General features: G+C 56.8%; 5 protein-coding genes. All 5 read right to left on the minus strand.

The window, feature by feature from the left end:
• Window positions 1–295, minus strand: a 295-nt coding sequence (locus NW837_RS10220; protein WP_414331236.1) for an RtcB family protein, incomplete at its 3' end; no start/stop codon positions are given.
• A gap of 13 nt (window positions 296–308) precedes the next feature.
• On the minus strand, window positions 309–731 hold the full coding sequence (locus tag NW837_RS10225) for an archease (RefSeq protein WP_414331239.1): 423 nt from the start codon (window positions 729–731) through the stop codon (window positions 309–311).
• A gap of 66 nt (window positions 732–797) precedes the next feature.
• Window positions 798–1403, minus strand: coding sequence for a hypothetical protein (locus NW837_RS10230; protein WP_414331242.1), 606 nt, complete (start codon window positions 1401–1403; stop codon window positions 798–800).
• Window positions 1390–1590, minus strand: coding sequence for a hypothetical protein (locus NW837_RS10235; RefSeq protein ID WP_414331244.1), 201 nt, complete (start codon window positions 1588–1590; stop codon window positions 1390–1392). Before NW837_RS10235 ends, NW837_RS10230 begins: the two co-directional genes overlap by 14 nt.
• 105 nt (window positions 1591–1695) lie before the next feature.
• The gene (locus tag NW837_RS10240) at window positions 1696–2178 is read right to left on the minus strand and encodes an ABA4-like family protein (protein ID WP_414331247.1); all 483 of its coding nucleotides are present in this window, start codon (window positions 2176–2178) and stop codon (window positions 1696–1698) included.
• Window positions 2179–2351 lie beyond the last annotated feature (173 nt).

Genomic DNA, 2351 nt, shown 5'->3' on the forward strand with positions numbered 1-2351 from the left:
CGCAGGAGATGTCAAATCCCACGCCGCCGGCGGAAATCACCCCCCCTGCTTCCGCATCAAAGGCCGCCACCCCACCGATGGGAAAGCCATAGCCCCAGTGGGCGTCTGGCATCACGTAGCAGGCTCCAACGATCCCTGGCAAGGTGGTCACGTTGCTGGCCTGCTCGGCCACTTTGTCGTCCATTTCCCGGATTAACTCCTCGTCGGCAAAGATCAAGACCGGGACACGCATTCTGCCTTTTGGAGGAATGCGCCAGACTGTCTCATCCACACGCTCAAGTTTCTTGATATCCATAGGTTGCCTCCCCTTACACGTCCACCACGCACTGGGCCACCCAAAGCTCACCCTCTCGGGCTACCTTGAGTTCCGTGTAAGTTGCCCCCTTAACTTCTACCGCCGGTCGGTGCTTGGCATGGTCAACTCTTTCCCCCCACAGGCTGGCCTTGAGATGCTCTTTTGCCAGGTGCACTTCGACTTTTCCAAAGAGCATGCCTCTGACGGCCATCTCGTAGATCACTGCGTTCAGGAAATCCACCAACAACAGTTCCAGATCGCCTGCATTTCCTAGCTCGATCTCTAGGTGTTCTCTGGGAGCTACTTCATCCACGCTAGTGACCACCGCAGTCAGGGCCAAAGCTGCCTGGGCAAAGGCTTCCTCCGGCGTTGCCCCATAGCCGCGGACACCAATGTCAGCCATGTGTTCAAAGTGCTCCCATCTTGCCTGCACCACGGCAGTCCCCCTGCTCTCATTCTCAGGCCAAAGCCAGAGGCCACCTGGATAGATTAAGGTTTCTCTCTAGAAACTGGAAGAGGAAAGAAGGCGTAGCTCAAAGGTGAGGATGTTGGCAGCCAAAATCTCCAGGGCTCCTCCCTCAATGAGCTCGCGGGTGAGGCCGCTTCCAGATCCACTTTGCTGGAGTAACTCACGGCTGCGGCGCATGGTCTCTTGGCGCTGGGGATCGTCGACAACCACCTGCCGCTGGTTGGAGAGACTAAGGCGATAGTAGTTGGGCAGTTCGTCGCGGGTGGCATCAATGGCTAGATTGGTCTCTTCAGGAGCCACGCGAAAAGGGGCGCGGGCAGTGAGCAAAGCCACCTGGATATCCTGGTTTTGCCCGTCCAGACCTTGGAGCTCCGAAAGGTCAATCCGAAACCTAAGGGTGTCGCGGTCCCGGTTAACGCGCTCCACCCGCACTTGGTTAAAGCCAACGGCAAACTCTCGCTCCTGCTCACCAAAGCGCTGGATGGTAGCTTGCAAAACGGCCTCCTCGTTAAGAGGGGTAACCCGAATCAGGTAGTCCCAGTCGCGCACAAAGGTGTACTCGTTGGGCCCAACCCGGACATTGGGATCTACCAGGTTGGCGGTGGGGCCAGGGCTACCAGCTCGGCTAAGGGCCACCATGTACCATAAGGGCCACCATGTACCAGTAGTTAGGGCTAATGGGCAGGCCCATGGTCATGCGCACTTCCAACAAAAGCCGTGCCCAACTAGCCCCAGCCGTGAGGGCCACAAGGGCTGCTGCTCCAAGGCCGCTCCACAGCCACCGCTGAGGACGCAAAAACCAAGCTATGCCTCCACTCCTCATCAAACAGTTCCTCTGGCCTCAAGGCTGAGGGCTCCTACCCCTGATCCTAGCCTCTTAGGACTTCCTCCTGCTATGCGAGCCTGGATCCCTATTCGATAGAGCCTATCCCTAGGGGTTAGCCAACTCTTGTGGCACTCCTGTCTCTTGAGTCCTTCCTTGCGCCTGGTTTTGCCGGCGTGCCTGGACAACTGCCACCGTAAGCAAATGGGAGAGCAAGCCCACTGGCCCGGCAAACAAGCACAAAATCAGGGAATGGGTTGTCCATACTCGCTTATCCCACCCTTCCAAGAAGATCCAGCGGCCCACAAACAAATCCATGACGATGTAGTGTACCCATCCCGTCGCCATAACGGCGGGTTGACTGAATAGGTCGGTTAGGCTGGTCAGAGACAGTTGAGGGTCGGAAAATTCCTTGAGAACATCGGCATTAAACCCGGTGACCAAAAGATACAAATAAACCGCCGCCAAAAGAGCGATGGGCAAAAGCGATTCCATCACTTTGCGGGTTACCTTCCAACCCGGCAGCAGAATCATCAAGGCCCAAAAGGGCAAAGCAAACCAGTTGGCCCCGTTAAAGATCATCTCCAGCATGCTTGGAACCCCCAACGCTACCTGTCCATTATCGGCCTAATGCCCCCTGGGGATCCCTGCAGTAGCGGGTGGAAATGGATGGGAGTTATTCCTGACTTGCCGTAAACTACCCGACCCTGACTGCTTCGCAGTACAGGGCGGGCTTTCGGTAGCCCTGCAGTTGGCAAGCCAAC

Origin of the sequence: Synechococcus sp. R6-10 (genome assembly GCF_047461815.1) — a bacterium.
Classification (GTDB): Bacteria; Cyanobacteriota; Cyanobacteriia; order Thermostichales; family Thermostichaceae; genus Thermostichus.

Excerpts from the sequence above, each read along its gene's own strand:
- NW837_RS10230 (WP_414331242.1), bottom strand. The coding sequence starts at position 1,403 with ATGGTGGCCCTTAGCCGAGCTGGTAGCCCTGGCCCCACCGCCAACCTG.
- NW837_RS10240 (WP_414331247.1), bottom strand. The coding sequence starts at position 2,178 with ATGCTGGAGATGATCTTTAACGGGGCCAACTGGTTTGCTTTGCCCTTT.